This window comes from Bacillus sp. CPT56D-587-MTF (assembly GCF_058792335.1).
Genome location: NZ_JBYTEF010000001.1, coordinates 3,566,009 through 3,584,720 on the forward strand (window position 1 = coordinate 3,566,009; position 18,712 = coordinate 3,584,720).

Here is an 18,712-nt window from a genome sequence, read left to right on the forward strand (position 1 = left end):
CCTACCTTCGTAAGGTTATCTCATAATATGAAGAGGGAGCTGTGACAACACAAGCTCCCTTATTTTTCACTTTTCAAATCCACACGATTGTCATAAAAGCTAAAATTGTAATTAACCCTATTAGCAGACCAGAGTAAAGAAAGAAACTTGCTGCTTCATGTCCTTTATGACTCATATGCATAAAATAATACAATTGAAAAATTACTTGTACCACTGCTAATAGTAAAATAAACGGTACAGAGAAAATCGGACTAAAAGTTTTTGGATACGCCACCGCTACAAATGCAACTAATGTTAAAAAAATCATTAATGCAAACGTAATAACTTGATGCCTCATTTCCTCCGCACTTTTTCTCTTCCGATAAACAAGATCAACTTTAGGATTATTCGTTTGCTTTATCGCCATTGTTTATCCCACCATTCCCATTAAATATACTACAGTGAAAATAAACACCCAAACTACGTCAATAAAGTGCCAATAAATCGATGCAACATAAAACTTCGGTGCATTGTATAAATTTAGACCTCTCTTCGCATTTCTAAAGATTAATGTTAGAATCCAACATAACCCAAACAATACGTGGAGTCCATGTGTACCAACAAGAGCATAAAACGCAGAGCCAAACGCACTACTTCTCATAGTATGCTTAAATTCATGTGTATAATGATAAAACTCATATATCTCAAACCCTAAAAACCCTAAACCTAGCAATACTGTTACTAGTAACCAAAGCTGCATTTTCTTAAAGTTAAAGTTTTTCATGTGATACATCGCATATACACTCGTTAAGCTACTCGTTAATAAAAGCATCGTCATAATGAAAACGAGTGGCATTTGGAACATCTCTTGAGATGTTGGTCCACCATTTGTAGAATTCTTTAACGCTAAATATGTTCCGAATAAGGAAGCGAACAACACTGTTTCGCCTCCAAGAAATAACCAAAAACCGACAAACTTATTTTTCCCTTCAAGGGTTGCTTTTTCAGGCTCTGCTGGAAATGTTTCATTCGTTAATTTTTCATCTACATGCATTATGCCTTGCCCCCCTTATCCTCTAAATCTTCTTTATGAATATGATACCCATGATCATCAATTACTGAACGTAGGAACATTGCGCCAAATGTAATGATTAAACCAATAATTGCTACTAATAACCAGAACTTATCTTTTCCGCCCTGCATATACATCGCACCAAATGCCGCTATAAACAATCCGAAAGAAATGACAAATGGTGAAAACGAAGGATTTGGCATATGAATATCGCCAACTGGTTCCGCTGCTGTCATCTCTTTATTACCTTCACGTTTTTCAATCCAAAACGGATCTAATCCGCGAACAAATGGTAATTGTTTAAAGTTATATTCTGGTGTCGGTGCTGGCATTGTCCATTCTAATGTACGTGCATCCCACGGATCACGACCAGCTTTTTCTTTTGATACTGTCGTTTTAATTACATTGAATAGAAGAACAATCGTTCCAAGAGCCATAAACACCGCTCCGATGGAACTAATCATATTCCCCATTTCCAACCCTTGCCCTTCAAGATATGTGTAGTAACGGCGTGGCATACCAATCAAGCCAAGGAAATGCTGAATAAAGAACGTTAAATGGAAGCCGATAAAGAATAGCCAGAACGTTATCTTTCCTAATGTTTCATTTAATACTTTATTAAACATCAGTGGCCAATAATAATGAGCTCCTGCAAGTAAACCAAATACAACACCGCCAACGATTACATAATGAAAATGCGCTACTACGAAATAGTTATCATGAAATTGATAATCAGCTGGTGCAGATGCTAGCATAACCCCTGTAACTCCACCCATTACGAATGATGGAATGAAAGCTACTGCCCACATCATTGGTGTCGTAAAACGAATACTTCCGCCCCACATTGTAAAGAGCCAGTTGAATATTTTGATACCAGTTGGAACCGCAATCGCCATTGTTGCGACCGAGAAAATAGCATTAGCAACTGGACCAAGTCCAACAGTAAACATATGGTGCGCCCATACCATAAATCCTAAAAATCCAATTAATACAGTCGCAAACACCATCGATGAATAACCAAACAATCGTTTTTTCGAAAATGTCGCGAAGATTTCTGAGAATATTCCGAAAGCTGGGAGTATAAGAATGTATACTTCTGGATGACCGAAAATCCAGAATAAATGCTCCCATATAATTGTATTCCCGCCCAATGCCGGATTAAAGAAACTTGTTCCAAATAAACGATCTAACATTAAAAGTCCTAATCCTACAGTTAACGGCGGAAAAGCGAATAATATAAGCGAAGATGTTACAAATGTCGTCCATGTAAACATCGGCATACGCATGTACGTCATTCCTGGCGCCCGCATATTAATAATGGTTACAAGGAAGTTAATACCTCCAATTAATGTACCAATACCTGAGATTTGCAAGCCGAGTACATAGAAATCAACACCATGACCTTTAGAGGCTAAAGCTAAAGATGCATAAGATGTCCATCCTGCATCAGGTGCTCCACCTAAAAACCAACTTAAATTTAAAAATACTCCACCAAAGAAAAATAACCAAAATCCGAGTGAATTCAAAAACGGGAACGCTACATCACGTGCACCAATTTGAAGTGGTACAGCGGCGTTCATAAATGCAAACACGAGTGGCATAGCTGCGAGGAAAATCATTGTTGTACCGTGCATCGTTAATACTTGATTATAAGCATCCCCAACAAGAAAAGCGTTGTTAGGAATCGCTAATTGAAGGCGAATAAATAGAGCTTCTATTCCGCCTATTACAAAAAACAATCCACCTGCAATTAAATAGAGAATGGCAATCTTTTTATGGTCTACTGTCGTTAAATAATCCCATATGACAGCACCCATCCCCTGTTTTTTTGCTACAGAACTCACGTTTTCAACCTCCCCTTCGCGAATAATCCCTCTTTACTTTTCAACTTTTAACGTTTGTAAGTATGCATTTAATGCACCAATTTGATCATCCGTTAAGTTGCCATATTTGCCAGTCATTTTGTTTCCTGGCTTCATATTTTCAGGATCTTTCAGCCATTTTTTTAAGTTTTCTTCATTGTTTTCGGCAATACCGGCAACCATATCGCGATCCGCAAAGTTTGCTAAGTTTGGTGCGATACGAGCGGAAGGTGGTCTACTATCATTAGATCCAACTGCATGACAACCAATACAGCTTTTATTAAATATTTCTTGGCCCTCTTGCGCCTTTGTTGAAGCTACTTCTTTCTTCCCATCAATCTTCTTCATATCAGCAAGCCATTTTTTGTACTCGCTTTCATCTAAAGCTTTCACTTTAAATTGCATTAAAGAATGTGATGGGCCGCAAAATTCTGTACAAAAACCATTATAAGTGCCCGATTTATCTGCCTTTAACCACATTTTGTTCACATTGTCTGTATTTGTATCCATTTTCCCTGCTAAAGATGGAACCCAAAATGAGTGTTTAATATCGGCACCCTTCAAATTTAAATACACTTTCTTACCTGTGGGGATGACCAAATCTTGCGAAGTTACTATCTTTTCTGATTTATAAGAAAATTCCCACCAATAAAGATTCGCTGTTACATCAACAACGATAGTATCTTTATCAATATTCTTTTTCTCCATCGCACTTACATCAGCAAGTTTGAATGTATATGTAACTGTTGGAACAGCTAAGATTAGTAAAAGAATAATCGGAATAACTGTCCATATAATTTCTAGCTTGTGATTCCCTTCAACTTGCTCTGGAATATAATCTTCCTGACCTTTCTTTTGTCGGAAACGCACAATTACATATAAGAAAATAATAGTAACTACTAGTACTACTCCTACCATGATTGCACTCGCCAGTAGAAGTAAATCATATTGCATTTTTGCTACTTCTCCTTGCGGAATTAAAGTAGATTGAAAGGCTTTACCGCATCCCCCTAACAGTAAAGCTAGCAGTGAAACGAACGAAAGCAGTCGCCACTGTTTCTTCATACAAACAACCCCCACTTTCCTTGTGAATTAGATTGTACTTTATAGTTAAGTAAAGTAAATCTCAACGTAAAGAAATCCAATTATGTCGTTGTCTTAGAAGAATGTAACTACAATCATTGATACAAATAAGATTGTTAAATAATTTAGGGAATAAACAAACATTTGCACGGACCATTTGATGTCATCTTTCTTACGGAAGCCATAAAATCCTAAAACGATCCATCCGATGTTAAGCAGTGTTGCAATTACCATAAATGTTATCCCTAGTCCACTCATATAAAATGGTAGTGGTAATAAACATACTGTCCAAATCATAATTTGGCGTTTCGTAATTTCAAATCCATGAACTACAGGAAGCATTGGAATTCCTGCATTTCGATATTCATCAACACGTTTCATTGCTAATGCAAGGAAATGTGGGATTTGCCAAATAAACATAATTAAAAATAACATCCAAGCAATTGGATGGCCTAAAGATGGATCGATTGCTGCCCATCCAATTAAAGGAGGAACTGCACCAGATATACTACCTACAACAGTATTTAGTGTATACTTTCTCTTTGTCCATAAACTATATAGAACAACATATGTGAAAGCACCAATAAATCCCATTAAGACTGCCATTGGTGTTGTTAATAATAAAAATACAAAACCAAGAAGTAATATGACTAGTCCAAATGTAAGTGCAAATCCTGGTTTATACTTTCCAGTAACCGTTGGACGGGTCTTTGTTCTTTCCATTAATGGATCGATGTCTCGATCAATGTAGTTGTTTAAACAACATACCCCTGCCATAACTAATCCAGAACCAACGATTGTAAAGAATAACTTATCCAGATTGTCCATTACACTTAATCCATTAAAGTGTAATGCCAACCAAAATCCTGTAAATACAGTAAGTGTATTTGAGTTTACAATCCCCATTTTAACGAGTGCTTTTAAATCTTGTAACCGAGTTGTTTCCGGTACACTTGTAACAGCGGACTCATCATGCAGCTCACTTGTTGCATGGTTCATCACTCTAACCCCCTCTTAAAACTTTCATCTTTCTTTTTGCGCATATTTCAAATGAAATAATTCGCTTCTATATAGCAATATTATTACAGTAGAAACATTGTTAACCCATTCTACTACTAATCTACGCCCATACTCCAATATATTAAATCATATTTCCCGAACATTTTGTGAAGAAAACATGAACTTTTTGTGTCGAATATAAAAAACTTCATTCTGACTTGTCCTTATCATAACATGATGTTACCTTCTATAATAAACTATTTTGTCTTATTTAACACGTATTCTCCCCATTTCTTTTCAAAATAGCCTATTTTTCACCTAAAATTTTCCTTATGAACCCTGTTTTTACACCTATTTTCTCCCCCTTTCCTTCCCCCTCCATTTCTTTGCTATTTTATTATTTTTTATATATCATAGGAACTAGCGCGTTTTATTCTATACATAATGGAATGAAAATATTTCGCAATAACTTCATAGCAGAAAGATGGTGAAAGAGATTGCAACGCTTTATTAAATGGTTAGCAGTCATTACAAGCCTTGATTTATTAATAGTTTTATTAGGAGGCGCTTTAGTTACAAAAACAGGTTCTGGTCAAGGTTGTGGTAAATCATGGCCACTTTGTAACGGTGAATTTGTTCCATCTAATTTATCAATGGAAACTATTATTGAACTTAGCCACCGATTAACATCCGGATCAGCTGGAATTCTTGTCACTCTCCTTTGTATTTTGTCCTGGAAATATTATAAACATGTGCGTGAAACAAAAACGTTAGCAATTTTATCCTTCGTATTTTTAGTTGCACAAGCATTAATGGGAGCAGCAGCAGTTGTTTGGGGCCAAATGCCAGCTGTACTTGCTATCCACTTCGGTATTTCCTTAATTTCATTTGCTTCTGTCATTTTATTAACGTGTCTTATCTTTGAAATTGACCAAAAATTTGATGCACGTTCACTTATTATGGACAAAAAAATGAAATTTCATATTTATGGTGTAACAATTTACAGTTATATCGTCGTCTACACAGGTGCTTTAGTACGTCACGAACGAGCTAGCTTAGCCTGTCCAGACTTTCCTTTATGTAGCAAAAACAGACCTATGCCAACTCAACTACATGAATGGGTTCAAATGGGCCATAGAGTTGCAGCGATGTTAATTTTCGCTTGGATACTATACGCGATGATTCTCGCTATTCGCCATTACAAACAGCAACCTGTCGTATATTGGGGATGGATCATTTCATTTATCCTTGTTACACTTCAAGCTGTAGTAGGAGTTTTAGTTGTATTTACAAACGCTAGTTTAGCAATGGCATTGTTACATTCTCTATTCATTTCTTGCTTGTTTGCCGTACTATGCTATTTAGTTATGTTAGGAACAAGAAGTAAAGTGAATGCAAAAGAAGCCGAATTAACTTCTAAACAAACAAAATAATTTAAAACTAAAATCCCTTGCCAATTCGGCAAGGGATTTTTTGCAATAAAAAAAGAGCTGTATTTTGAAGTGACCCCTAAAAGTTAGACACGGTTATTTCATTAGGCAGCTTGATAAAAGTGAGTCCGGTATTGTACCGGGCTCATTTTTAATTTTGCCTTAATCCGTTTCGTATTATAATAATCTATATATTTTTTTAATTCTATTTTAAAGTGCTCTACATTTTCAAATTCTTTTATGTAGAGGAACTCCGACTTCATAATCCCAAAGAAATTTTCTATTACTGCGTTGTCGTAACAGTTTCCTTTTCGAGACATACTCTGGACGATAGCTCTTGATTCAAGTGTCCGGACGTACTGTCTCATTTGATAATGCCATCCTTGATCCGAATGCATCAGTAGCTGGTGGGTTTCGGGTAAACGTTCCAATGCTTTCTCTAACATGTCTGAAACAAGCGAATACGTCGGTCTAGAACCAATTGTATAGGTAATAATTTCACCATTATACAAATCTAATACAGGTGATACATACAGTTTTTCTCCAAACAATTTAAACTCTGTGGTGTCTGTTACCCACTTTTGATTCGGTGCATCTGTATGAAAATTACGCTCTAAAATATTAGGTGCAATTCTACCGACTTTTCCTTTATAGGATTTATATTTCTTCATACGCACAACACACTTTAACCCAAGCTCTTTCATAATGCGCTGAACCTTCTTGTGGTTCACTTTCTGGCCACGATTCGTTAATTCATCACGAATGCGACGGTAACCATAACGACCTTCATTTTCCTCATAAATCGCTTTAATCTCAGCTTTCAAATCGGCATCTACATCTGGACGATTCATTTTCTTTACTAAATCATAATACGTGCTTCGAGGAATAGTAGCTAGCTCCACGAGTGCTTTGACCGAATATTTATGCCTTAATTCATAGACTACTTGCGCTTTGTCTTGTTTTGTGATTTTTCCTTGTTTTGAACTAAGGCATTTAACTTTTTTAAGTACTCATTTTCCATCTCAAGCTGTTTAATGCGTGCTTCAAGTGCTTCGACTGACCCTTCAGCTAAAGGTTGTTTTAATTGTTTATTTGAATCTTTTTTCATGGATGGACGCCCCTTTTTCTTAGATTGAAGGGCATCAATTCCTTGTGTTTCGAGCTGTTTTTTCCAAACAGAAATCGTTGAAGGGGCAGGAATATTAAAGATAGCTGCCGTCTCAAATAAGGACATACCGTTTTCAATCATAAAGTTTAGTACGTCTAGTTTAAATTGTTGTGTGTAATTTGTACATCGTTTTAGAAAAGCTTCCAGACCATTCTGTTTATATTGGTTTACCCAATTCAAAATGATTGTGTCACTTATACCGAGCGATCTACCCAGTTCTCGATAACTTTCATTTCCGTTCAAATAACGTAGAACGATTTGTATTTTTTCATCAGCTGTAAATTTAGCCATAGAAAAACTGCACCTCCAATTGTTAGACTGTGTCTAACAATTGGGGTGCAGTTCATTTTACACAGCTCTTTTTTTATTTTAGTGATCTAATTCAATAAGTAAATCACCCGTTTGAATCGCATCACCATCGTTAACATATACTTTCTTCACTTTACCATTGAACGGCGCTTGAACTGTCGTTTCCATTTTCATCGCTTCTGTAATTGCCATAGAATCGCCTTTTTTCACTTCATCGCCTTCTTTTACAACTACTTTAATTACCGTTCCTGGCATCGTTGCACTAATATGATTTGGATTCTCACGGTTTCCTTTCACACGTTGTGCAACTGTTGCTTTTACACTCTCGTCTTTCACGATAATTTCACGTGGTTGACCGTTAAATTCCAAGTAAAGGACACGATTTCCATCCGGCTGAGGTTCTCCAATTGATACTAGTTTAACCATCAATGTTTTACCCTGTTCAATTTCTACATCAATTTCTTCACCTAGTCTCATACCATAGAAGAACGTCGGTGTATCAAGTACAGATACATTTCCATAAAGCTCAGCAACTTTTTCATAATCCATAAATACTTTTGGATATAAAGCATATGCAACTACATCAAAAATCGTTACTTCGCGTCCAAGTTTATGGAATAATTCTTCTTTTAACGCTTCGAAATCTACTGGCTCTAGTAATTCACCTGGTCTTACTGTTAATGGCTCTTTCCCTTTTAAAATAATCTTTTGTAATTCTTTCGGGAAACCACCGTACGGTTGACCTAAATCACCAGAGAACATTTCAACAACAGATCCTGGGAAGTCCATAGCATGTCCACGCTCTAAAACATCTTGTTCTGTCAGATGGTTTTGAACCATAAATAATGCCATATCACCAACAACTTTTGATGATGGCGTTACTTTTACAATATCTCCAAACATGTCATTCACACGGCGGTACATTACTTTCACTTCATCGAAGCGATCTCCTAAACCAACCGCCTTCGCTTGTTGCTGAAGATTACTATACTGCCCACCCGGCATTTCATGCATATATACCTCTGTATGAGGCGCATTCATACCACTTTCAAACGGTGCATAGTATTTGCGTACATCTTCCCAATAATGAGATAGTTTTTCTAAAGAATCTATATTAACATCTGGTTGTCTTTCGTTTCCACCTAATGCATAGTATAGCGTGTTCGCACTTGGTTGTGACGTTTGACCAGCCATAGAACTCACTGCTACATCGACGATATCAACACCCGCTTCAATTGCCTTCGTATACGTTAATATACCATTTCCACTCGTATCGTGCGTATGCAGGTGAATCGGAATCGACACTGTCTCTTTTAATGCAGAAACTAAATCATATGCTGCATTTGGTTTTAATAAGCCCGCCATATCTTTAATACCTAAAATGTGAGCTCCTGATGCTTCTAACTCTTTTGCTAAATTTTTATAGTAATTTAAATCATATTTACTACGCAGTGGATCATGGATATCCCCTGTGTAGCACATTGTTGCTTCTGCAATTTTACCAGTGTCTCGTACAGCGTCAATTGCAACTCTCATGCCTTCCACCCAGTTTAAGCTATCAAAAATACGGAATACATCAATGCCTGCTTGAGCAGAACATTCCACAAATTTTTGAATTAAATTATCTGGATAGTTTTTGTATCCAACTGCGTTTGAAGAACGAAGTAACATTTGGAATAAAACGTTCGGCATTTTTTCACGAAGATCTAGTAATCGTTCCCATGGATCTTCTTTTAAGAAACGATACGCAACATCAAACGTTGCACCGCCCCACATTTCCGCTGAGAATAGGTTCGGTAACATTCTCGCTGTTGGCTCCGCAATTTGATGTAAATCTTTTGTACGAATACGAGTTGCAAGTAATGACTGGTGTGCATCACGGAATGTTGTATCCGTTAAAAGTACACGTTTTTGATCCTGTACCCATTTTACTAATCCGTCTGCTCCACGCTCGTCCAAAATTTGTTTCGTTCCATTTTGGATTGGCTCTGAATGTTTTAAACATGGAATACGAGCATCTGGGAATATTGGTTTTTCTTTTTTACCTACTCCTGGGAAACCATTTACTGTTACTGTACCAATGTAATTTAACATTTTCGTTCCACGGTCTTTACGTTTCGGGAACAAGAACAATTCAGGTGACGCATCGATAAATGAAGTATCATATTCTCCTGATAAGAAGTTTTTATGTTTTACTACATTCTCTAGGAATGGAATATTTGTTTTAATACCACGAATACGGAATTCTTTTAAGTTACGTTCCATTTTTGCAGCAGCTTGCTCAAAAGTAAGTGCCCAAGTTGTAACTTTTACAAGTAAAGAATCGTAGTACGGTGTAATAACTGCACCTTGGAAGCTATTTCCTGTATCAAGACGTACACCAAAACCACCGCCTGATCGATACGCCATAATTTTTCCTGTATCCGGCATAAAATTATTTAGCGGATCTTCAGTTGTTACACGAGATTGAATTGCAAATCCATGTACAACTACTTCCTCTTGCTTCGGAACACCTACCATTTTGCTATGTAATGAATGTCCATCAGCTATTAAAATTTGTGATTGAACAATATCTACTCCCGTAATCATTTCTGTAATCGTATGTTCTACTTGAACACGTGGATTTACTTCAATAAAGTAAAACTCATCATCTTTTACAAGGAATTCTACTGTTCCTGCATTTAAATAATTTACATTTTTCGTTAACTTCACAGCAGCATCACAAATACGCTGACGCAGATCATCTGAAAGTGATACACTCGGTGCAATTTCTACAACTTTTTGATGACGACGTTGTACAGAACAGTCACGCTCGTATAAATGAACAACATTGCCTTCTTCATCTGCTAAAATTTGTACTTCTATATGTTTAGGTTTTTCAACGAATTTTTCGACGTAAACCTCATCATTACCAAAGGCTGCTTTCGCTTCTGATTTCGCTCGATTATATGATTCTCCTAATTCCTCACTAGTACGCACAATACGCATACCACGACCGCCACCCCCAAGGGATGCTTTAATAATAATCGGGTAATCATACTTTTCAGCAAATTTTTCGACTTCTTCTAATGAATTTACTGGACCATCACTACCAGGTATAACTGGAATTTGTGCTAGCTGCGCTTGTGTTCTTGCTTTCACTTTATCTCCAAACATATCTAAATGCTTACTTTTCGGACCGATAAAGATAATTCCTTCTTCTTCACAACGTTTAGCGAATTGAATATTTTCTGACAAGAAACCATATCCAGGGTGGATTGCATCTACATGATTACTTTTTGCAATCTCAATAATGCCTTCAATATCTAGATAAGCATCAATTGGTTTTTTTCCTTCCCCAACTAAATAGGACTCATCGGCTTTATAGCGATGATAAGAACCACTATCCTCTTTAGAATAGATTGCAACTGTTTTTAATCCAAGTTCCGAACAAGCTCGAAACACACGAATTGCAATCTCTCCACGGTTAGCTACCAATACTTTTTGAATACGTTGCAGCTTTGTCATGATTTTCCCCCTCTACTTTCCTACCACTCTAGAGATAAAATATATACACACCTTAAAAAGCGTGAAGTTCTTCACTTTCCACATTATATTATACTTAGAAAGCTTCACTTTATTTTTATCCATCATACCTTATTTTTTAACAAATGATAAGTTTTCTGTGCAATTTGTTTCACAAAAATAGTATAGCATACCTCTTCCTTTTCTAACAACTCAATTGTATATCACATTAAACTAAATGTGATATATTGTTTAACCGAAAGATATATTAATACATCACATTTAAAACTACTTAAAAATAAAAACACATCATGCTCTAAAGCACAATGTGTTTTTATTTTACAACTACAAGATGTGGTCCATTTTGTTCTTTTTCTTTCATTAATCCATTCTGTTGTTTCTCTTGTCGTTTCACGTGACTAGCAATATTGAGTAGTATCCCCATCGCAAGTAGATTAGCTAATAAAGAACTACCACCGTAACTGACAAACGGTAATGGTACTCCGGTAAGTGGTATTACTCCAGACATACCACCAACATTAATAAACGTTTGAACTCCAAACAAGCTTGCAATTCCGATAGCTATTAAACTTCCAAATGGATCTGTACACTTTTGTGCGACTCTAAATGATCGAATAATTATAAGCAATAAACAAATCAAAATGATTGCTACGCCTATAAAACCAAGTTCTTCCGATATAATTGCCATAATAAAATCCGTTTGTGGTTCTGGTAAATAACCATACTTTTGCACACTATTTCCTAATCCCCTACCATTAAGCCCTCCAGAAGCAATTCCAATAAATGAATTCACCAATTGGAATCCATCCTTTTGAGGATCATTAAACGGATCAAGGAAAACAGAAAAACGTGCCTTTTGATATGGATTTAATGCATAATTGCCAAGAAGATATAGTGCCGGAATCCATACTATAGAAGTTAAAGCAATTCGTTTAATCCATAAGTTAACCTGTACTCCCGAACAAAGGAACATAATTCCTACTGTTCCTGCAATTAACAAATCAGTACCTAAATCATTTTGCTTTAATATTAAAAACATGATTATACCAACACCAATGAGTACTGGACCTGACCCTTTGAAAACAGGTGTATTCGTTTCTTGTCTTTTCGCAAAAAAATGAGCTAATATGAAGATAACCGTTATCTTTACAAATTCCGCAGGCTGTATTCCAAATATCCATCCGTTTGCACCGTTTACTTTCTTAGTGAAAAAGGCAGCTGCAGCTAATAAAGCAACACTAGCACCGTAACTCCCCAACAAAAAAATTCGTTTTCTCCAAACTTTATATGGGATAGTAGCAATAATTATTAATACTATTGTCCCAACAACTAAAGTAATTAATTGTCTTTTAAAAAAGAAATTTGCTGGTTTATCAAATCGCGAAATCGCAACAATGGAACTAGAACTATATACCATTATTACTCCCAGCACACATAAGATAACAAGAGGAAGTAACAATGAATAATCCATTGATTTCCATACTTTTTTCATTTCATTTCCTCTTTCTGTTTCAATTTAATTATTGTTGTATTCCATATGTACATTGATTCTTCCTGCTTTATTATACAAATAAAAAGCTCAAACTAATTTAGTTTGAGCCCCCTTATTTGAACCCGTTATTGTTGTTTGTTTGTAAATGCTTCATGAAGTGCAGATAACTCACGTTCGAGCTCACCTAACATTGCTTTCCCTTGTTCTTCTGCAATAAGACCAAGGCGAACTGCAAAATCGACCTCGCGGGATAGTCCAAACATTTGTGTGTCTAACACTTCTTCATATAATGGACATTGCGGCATTGTAAGATGGTCCATTTGCACCTTAATAAGTCTTAAAATCTTCTCTGCATCCGCTTGTAGAAGGGCTAGTGCCTTTTCCTGATGATTTGCTACTGTCTCAGACGCCAAATTGATTCCCTCCGTTTCCGTCCTACTCTCCTCTATCCTATCTATTAATATTAGCGATAGTTTTAATAAATTGCAATAGAAACATTTTTTGTGACAACAGTGTCTAATACTATTATACTGAAAAGTGGGAGTATAACACAAATGGGGGAACAACAATGAGCGAAATTTTATTTATTAACGGAAAAGTACGTTTTCCAATCACTATTGATCCAACTGTTTGGATCTTTGATGATCGAAAAGTAGATTTGACAACTTACTTTGATGAAACTAGAGAAAACACGTCTGAACTAGAAACTTATTTAAAAAACACTTCTGAACATTGGGATCGCGAAATCCGTGATGGTGCCGCTTTTCCTCCAATACAACAAAGTGTGAAGAAATATAAAAAAGAACAGCTGATTACTGGAACATTTGGTATACCATTTCATCCATTCCTTGCTAACGCTGAAATTTTAGAGGACGCTACGCAAGTTGAAATTGAAACGGTAGATCATACAATGACACTTCCATTAGAAACTGTCAAAAATGCTATACTAGGCTTTTCAAAAGAAGGAAAACCATTAAAAGAAGACGGGCCTGTTCATCTCTATTTCAACGATGGATCTAATCAACAAAATCCAATCCGTAACATCCGTAAATTTACAATTATTTAAAGAAAAGGAGTGAGCTTAAGCTCACTCCTTTTTCAGGCTGTGGAGAAAGTCTTCTCCACAGCCTGTTTTTGTGTCTGAACCTCTTTTTATGTGTCAACACTGATAAAAAAGAGGAAAAGGAGAGATTTTTTATGATGGGTGCTTTAAAAAATCATCGTGATGAGCGTGTATCTGTTTCTGTAGAAGAGTTGGTTCCACAAGATCATTTCCTTCGTGCAATTGAAGCGACAATTAGTTTTGATTTTATTGAAGAGAAGTTACGCCCTTATTACTGTGAAAACAATGGACGCCCGTCCATTCATCCTATTGTTTTATTTAAGATGATGTTTATTGGATATTTTTACGGTATTCGTTCTGAGCGTCAATTGGAAAAGGAAATTAAAACGAATATTGCCTACCGTTGGTTTTTAGGGTTTTCTCTATCGGATACTATTCCGGATCACTCTACAATCAGTTGGAATCGTCGTACTCGTTTTATTCATACAAATATTTTCGAAGAAATTTTTGATGAGATTGTGAGACAAGCGACGGAGCACCGGATGGTAGGAGGACGTGCACTGATGACAGATTCTACACATATTAAGGCCAATGCCAATAAAAATAAATTTGTACATAAATATAAAAAAGAAAAAGCAAAGTTTTATATAGACGAGCTAGAAGCTGCGGTAATCGAAGATCGTGAGGTACATGGAAAAAAGAATTAAAACCTAGAAAGGAAAGTGATACCCCTACCAAAAAAACTCGTATAAGTACAACGGATCCAGATAGTGGATTTTTAATGAGAGATGGAAAACCAAATGGTTTTCATTTCTTGGATCATCGTACGACTGATGCGAAGTACAATATTATTACAGATACCTATGTAACGGCTGGAAATATGGCAGATTCCGAGCCGTATTTAGCACGCCTCCAAGCTCAGATTGATAAATTCGACTTCAAAGTAGAAGCTGTTGCCCTTGATGCTGGCTATTTTACAGGATATATCTGTAAGAAACTATCAGAACGGAATATATTTATGGTGATGGGGTATCGCCGATTTGGAAAACGGAATAAAGAAGTACCGAAAAGCCAATTTAAATATGTAGAAGAAATGAATGTTTTCGCTTGTCCGATGGGATGTATTCTAGAATATGTAACAACTGATCGTGAAGGATACCGTCAATACAAATCGAATCCAGAAGACTGCGCTGTTTGTCCGTTACGTGAGGTGTGCTTTTCAAAGAAACAAAAACAAAAAGTTATCACTCATCATGTGTGGGAGAAATATAAGGATATTGCTAGAAAAAACAAGCTAACAGCTACAGGGAAAAGGTTGTATAAAGTACGCTGTTCCACTATAGAGCGAAGCTTTGCAGACGCCAAAGAACTACATGGCTACCGCTATGCCCGGTTTCGAGGGCTGAAGTCTGTCCAAATGCAAGCTTATCTCACCGCAGCTTGTCAAAACATGAAAAAAATAGCCCTCCACCTGACCAAAAAGGGTCAGGTGGAGGGCTATTTTTTAAAATTCTATTATTTTATGTTGTTTTTATTCGCTAAAATCAAAAAAGATTCCAGAGTGTTGGGAACCCTAAAGGGTTTCCCAACACTCTGGAAAAGGAGTGAGCTTAAGCTCACTCCTTTTTACAATAAATCTGCTGCTAGTTGAGCTAAATTAGATCGCTCCCCTTTAACAAACTTCACATGACCACTAATACGCTGTTCTTTAAACTTCTCTACAACATACGTTAAGCCATTATTATATTCATCTAAATATGGGTGATCAATTTGCTGAGGATCTCCCATCAATACAATCTTACTCTTTTCCCCTACCCTAGTTAATATCGTCTTCACTTCATGCTTTGTTAAATTTTGTGCTTCGTCAATGATAATGAACTGATCTGGAATACTTCTCCCGCGTATATAAGTAAGGGCTTCTACTTCAATCGAACCCATTCCAGCTAAAATAGCATCTAACTCTCCTGGCTTTTTCGTATTAAATAAATACTCTAGGTTATCAAAAATTGGCTGCATCCATGGTCTTAATTTTTCTTCTTTTTCTCCTGGTAAATAACCGATATCTTTTCCGACTGGAACAATTGGTCTTGCCACAAGTAATTTTTTATATAACCCTAAGTCTTCTGTTTGCATAAGTCCCGAAGCTAACGCAAGTAACGTTTTTCCTGTGCCGGCTTTCCCCGTTAACGTTACAAGCGGAATATCTTCACGAAGCAACAATTCTAATCCCATAATTTGCTGCACGTTTCGTGGTCGTATCCCCCACACTTGTTCATTGTGAAAAATAAGTTTCTTTACCTTCTTCCCTAAGTGATCCACAATGCCAAGCGCAGAACTAGAGCCCCCTAATGCATCTTTCATTACTACAAATTGATTTGGGTAAAAAGGATGATTCGCAATTTCAGATAGAGGCAATTCACCTTTCTCATAAAAATAATCCAATTGTTCTTTTGATATATATCCTTCTAAAAAACCAGAATATATATTTTCTACTTCAATTACGCGATCACTTAAATAATCTTCAGCCTTCAAACCAATTGCATCAGCTTTTACCCTTACGAGTACATCTTTACTTACTAAAATAACAGACTTCCCGTCCTCTTTTTCCTGTTCTTCTAAAGATAGATTTTTTGCTACAGCTAAAATTCGATTATCATTTGTTTTTTCTACAAAAATATCTTGTAGTTGCACAAATGAACGATGGTTCAATTCAATACGAAATGTTCCGCCGTTTTCTAGCGGGATACTTTCATGCAGCTTTCCTATTTCACGAAATTTATCTATTAACTTAGATACATAACGAGCGTTTCTTCCTACTTCATCCATATAACGTTTTTTCGAATCAACCTCTTCTAATACAACTGCTGGAATCACTACTTCATTGGTTTCAAATGAAAAAATAGATAAAGGATCCTGCAAAAGTACATTCGTATCTAACACATAAATTTTATCCAACCTGTTACCCCCTGACTCCACTTTTAAATTTGTAGAACAAGGGTTTCATCCATAAAATATGGACGAACCATTGTTATAATTATATGTACCGTGTAAACGAGGTAGAATCGAAAATCATAGTCATTAAACCTTTTATTTATTCTTTATTCATTTCTATTCAATATATTACTTTTTATTATAATTATTAACGTTAAATCACAATAACCGACTACAAAAGTGAATAAACGAATTTCTTATTTAGCATCTTTATAATTCTCTTATCCCTACTAACACTTCGTTATCCAGCTTTTTCGCTGCCCGAAGATCATATGTTTTTTCATATGTTGGTTCAATTGCAAGTTTCGCTCCATAAAACATAACATCACGCACTTCTTGCACCTTTACTTCTATTACAGTTAATTTTAGAGAAATACCTTCCATTCTATCTGTCAAAATTTCACCTGCACCACTTATAGAAAATACGGATTCATTCGCCATTATAGTCAATACCACACCTGTATTATGACGTATATTTTCCACAATACGTGAACGTTGATCTACTGCAAATCGAATACTAGTTTCACTCACTGCATACACCCAAGAAATAGCACTTACGTTAGGAACTTGTTTTTCGAAATCTGTCGTTGCTATCATAACAATACACTCTTTACGCAACGTTTGTACTAAATCCTCTGTTAAGGTAGGCTCTACTACATTCGCCATATTTTCACCTCCAAATATACTTGGTATATCCTTATCATAACTTATTTTTTGAATTGCGAAAATATTATTTTTTCCCACTATTATTCAAAAACATTATACTTCCATGATATACTTATACTGATAGAATTCGTATTGAGGTGACGAAATGAGAGTCAAATGTATGATTTGTGATAAAAAAGATATGTTAGATGATGAAAATCCTATGGCAAAAAAACTGCGTAATCGCCCTATTCATACATATATGTGCATGGAATGTTCGGAACGAATTGCAGAGCGTACAATGGAACGTCATGCAAGTGGTAATTTCCGATTATATCGTGATAAAAAAATCGAAGATGATTGGTAAAATGTAAATAAGTCCTTACTCATATAGATAAGGACTTATTTATATTTTTCTGGTTCACGATTCATCTGATCCAAAAAACAATCAATGGCTTCTAACGGAAACCTTGCAGATTTCCGTTCTCCATTTATTTCATATGTAATTAAATACATTTCCTCGTTCTTTTCGACTTCCACATTTCTTAATTTATGTTCTTCATATACCATATTTTGAAATAACAAATATGTTTCTTTTGCAGCACTATCATCTGGACGTGCTTCCGCAACTGTTTTAATTGTTAACCAATTATATAGTGCATCTTGTACTGAACGCATGAAAACTTCCCTTTCTTATCCTGCTTTTTGTTGTTTCGCTTGACGCAAACGCAGTCTATAAATTCCAAGTACAATTGCCGCTACAACAAGTCCTTCTCCAACAGGTAAAAACACAGCAAAAAAGGTTAATACTGTGCATCCAATTGCTAATGATATGTATATCACAATATTTTTTAGTACAGACAACTTTCTAGCAAACCCTAAATTATAAACGAGAGCACTTAATATAATAATCGTCCCATAAAGTAACCACATTCCTAACTCTGGATTTTCATCTACCTTACACAATTTTGCAAAAAAAGACATCCTTTCTAACACACTCTTCCCCCCCCTAGCAGTAAAATGCAATTTTCTTTATACACTTAATACAAGAGTAACTCGCAAAAAAAATACTGTCCACAAAAAAGAGTAAATAT

At 36.0% G+C, this 18,712-nt stretch carries 16 protein-coding genes and 1 pseudogene; 4 read left to right on the plus strand and 13 right to left on the minus strand.

All coding sequences use genetic code 11. From position 1 onward, the window contains the following. Positions 1–73: 73 nt before the first annotated feature. The 5 genes from ctaF to ctaB all read right to left on the minus strand — a co-directional run bounded on the left by ctaF (position 74) and on the right by ctaB (position 4,995). Complete coding sequence (ctaF, locus tag AC3WVZ_RS18245) at positions 74–406, minus strand: cytochrome c oxidase subunit IVB (RefSeq protein WP_000985706.1); 333 nt, start codon at positions 404–406, stop codon at positions 74–76. Between the two features lie 3 nt (positions 407–409). Then, a complete protein-coding gene (gene ctaE, locus AC3WVZ_RS18250; protein ID WP_000557861.1) occupies positions 410–1,033 on the minus strand; it encodes a cytochrome c oxidase subunit III in 624 nt (207 codons plus the stop codon). Continuing rightward, complete coding sequence (gene ctaD / locus AC3WVZ_RS18255; protein WP_153579316.1) at positions 1,033–2,868, minus strand: cytochrome c oxidase subunit I; 1,836 nt, start codon at positions 2,866–2,868, stop codon at positions 1,033–1,035. Before ctaD ends, ctaE begins: the two co-directional genes overlap by 1 nt. A gap of 60 nt (positions 2,869–2,928) precedes the next feature. Beyond that, positions 2,929–3,978: a cytochrome c oxidase subunit II gene (gene coxB / locus AC3WVZ_RS18260; RefSeq protein WP_233935241.1), complete on the minus strand. Its 1,050-nt coding sequence runs from the start codon at positions 3,976–3,978 to the stop codon at positions 2,929–2,931. Positions 3,979–4,071: 93 nt separating this feature from the next. After that, positions 4,072–4,995 carry a protoheme IX farnesyltransferase gene (gene ctaB / locus AC3WVZ_RS18265; protein WP_001015058.1) on the minus strand — a complete coding sequence of 308 codons (924 nt, stop codon included), beginning with the start codon at positions 4,993–4,995 and terminating at the stop codon, positions 4,072–4,074. Between the two features lie 497 nt (positions 4,996–5,492). On the opposite strand from ctaB, the gene ctaA reads away from it, so the two are divergent. After that, entirely contained in the window at positions 5,493–6,428 is a 936-nt protein-coding gene (gene ctaA / locus AC3WVZ_RS18270) for a heme A synthase (protein WP_001188743.1), read from the plus strand. 101 nt (positions 6,429–6,529) lie between these two features. On the opposite strand, the gene AC3WVZ_RS18275 is transcribed toward ctaA, so the two are convergent. The 4 genes from AC3WVZ_RS18275 to AC3WVZ_RS18290 form a co-directional block, all read right to left on the minus strand. Continuing rightward, a protein-coding gene (locus AC3WVZ_RS18275; RefSeq protein WP_233935242.1) for an IS3 family transposase occupies positions 6,530–7,884 on the minus strand; the annotation gives its coding sequence in 2 pieces (ribosomal slippage) (positions 6,530–7,431 and positions 7,431–7,884; 1,356 coding nt in all). Positions 7,885–7,962: 78 nt separating this feature from the next. Beyond that, entirely contained in the window at positions 7,963–11,409 is a 3,447-nt protein-coding gene (pyc, locus tag AC3WVZ_RS18280; protein WP_000164087.1) for a pyruvate carboxylase, read from the minus strand. 331 nt (positions 11,410–11,740) lie between these two features. Then, a complete protein-coding gene (locus AC3WVZ_RS18285; RefSeq protein WP_233935243.1) occupies positions 11,741–12,919 on the minus strand; it encodes an FtsW/RodA/SpoVE family cell cycle protein in 1,179 nt (392 codons plus the stop codon). A gap of 125 nt (positions 12,920–13,044) precedes the next feature. Next, positions 13,045–13,332: an Fpa/YlaN family protein gene (locus AC3WVZ_RS18290; RefSeq protein ID WP_000135694.1), complete on the minus strand. Its 288-nt coding sequence runs from the start codon at positions 13,330–13,332 to the stop codon at positions 13,045–13,047. 155 nt (positions 13,333–13,487) lie between these two features. On the opposite strand from AC3WVZ_RS18290, the gene AC3WVZ_RS18295 reads away from it, so the two are divergent. Together AC3WVZ_RS18295 and AC3WVZ_RS18300 are read left to right on the plus strand one after the other, a co-directional pair. Then, a complete protein-coding gene (locus AC3WVZ_RS18295; RefSeq protein WP_001289809.1) occupies positions 13,488–13,985 on the plus strand; it encodes a molybdopterin-binding protein in 498 nt (165 codons plus the stop codon). A gap of 131 nt (positions 13,986–14,116) precedes the next feature. After that, positions 14,117–15,486: pseudogene (locus AC3WVZ_RS18300) on the plus strand (IS1182-like element ISBth7 family transposase); the annotation flags it as partial. Between the two features lie 122 nt (positions 15,487–15,608). On the opposite strand, the gene AC3WVZ_RS18305 reads toward AC3WVZ_RS18300, so the two are convergent. Continuing rightward, positions 15,609–16,937 (minus strand): PhoH family protein, encoded by a 1,329-nt coding sequence (locus AC3WVZ_RS18305; RefSeq protein WP_000358083.1) that lies wholly within the window; start codon positions 16,935–16,937, stop codon positions 15,609–15,611. A 246-nt stretch (positions 16,938–17,183) separates the two neighbouring features. Continuing rightward, positions 17,184–17,639: a pyridoxamine 5'-phosphate oxidase family protein gene (locus tag AC3WVZ_RS18310; RefSeq protein ID WP_000024593.1), complete on the minus strand. Its 456-nt coding sequence runs from the start codon at positions 17,637–17,639 to the stop codon at positions 17,184–17,186. 145 nt (positions 17,640–17,784) lie between these two features. On the opposite strand from AC3WVZ_RS18310, the gene AC3WVZ_RS18315 reads away from it, so the two are divergent. After that, entirely contained in the window at positions 17,785–17,985 is a 201-nt protein-coding gene (locus tag AC3WVZ_RS18315; RefSeq protein WP_002082250.1) for a YlaI family protein, read from the plus strand. Positions 17,986–18,020: 35 nt separating this feature from the next. Here AC3WVZ_RS18315 and AC3WVZ_RS18320 read toward each other — a convergent pair whose 3' ends face one another. Beyond that, complete coding sequence (locus AC3WVZ_RS18320; RefSeq protein WP_001258151.1) at positions 18,021–18,296, minus strand: hypothetical protein; 276 nt, start codon at positions 18,294–18,296, stop codon at positions 18,021–18,023. Between the two features lie 15 nt (positions 18,297–18,311). Next, positions 18,312–18,614 (minus strand): YlaH-like family protein, encoded by a 303-nt coding sequence (locus AC3WVZ_RS18325; protein WP_000893662.1) that lies wholly within the window; start codon positions 18,612–18,614, stop codon positions 18,312–18,314. Positions 18,615–18,712: the final 98 nt, after the last annotated feature.